Origin of the sequence: Pseudomonas sp. 43(2021) (genome assembly GCF_017490805.1) — a bacterium.
In the GTDB taxonomy this organism is placed as follows: domain Bacteria; phylum Pseudomonadota; class Gammaproteobacteria; order Pseudomonadales; family Pseudomonadaceae; genus Aquipseudomonas.
Map to the genome: position 1 here is coordinate 1 of NZ_JAFGYJ010000216.1, position 551 is coordinate 551.

At 61.2% G+C, this 551-nt stretch carries 1 protein-coding gene; it reads left to right on the forward strand.

All coding sequences use genetic code 11. The features are described from left to right. The coding region (locus tag J5M71_RS26830; RefSeq protein ID WP_207838533.1) for an ABC transporter permease subunit at positions 1–495 on the forward strand (495 nt) is incomplete at its 5' end. Positions 496–551: the final 56 nt, after the last annotated feature.

A 551-nucleotide genomic window follows, 5' to 3' on the forward strand; every position in this document is an offset into this window, starting at 1 on the left:
GTGCAGATGATCCGCAACGTGCCGCATCTGGCGCTGATTCCGCTGGTGATCCTGTGGTTCGGGATCGACGAGTCAGCGAAGATTTTTCTGGTGGCGCTGGGCACCTTGTTTCCGATTTACCTGAACACGTATCACGGCATCCGCAACGTCGACCCGGCGCTGGTGGAGATGGCGCGCAGTTATGGCCTGAGCGGTTTCAGCCTGTTCTGGCAGGTGATTCTGCCGGGTGCGTTGCCGTCGATTCTGGTTGGCGTGCGCTTCGCTTTGGGCTTCATGTGGCTGACGCTGATCGTCGCTGAAACCATCTCGGCCAGCTCCGGCATCGGCTATCTGGCGATGAACGCTCGAGAGTTCTTGCAGACCGACGTGGTGGTGCTGGCGATCCTGCTTTACGCGGTGCTCGGCAAACTCGCCGACCTCGCTGCCCGTGGACTTGAGCGTGTGTGGCTGCGCTGGCATCCGGCCTATCAGGTTGCCAAGGGATGTGCGGCATGACCGCTCAACAACCTCCACGCTTGTTGCGCGGGATTCCACTGGCGGTGCGCAACCCT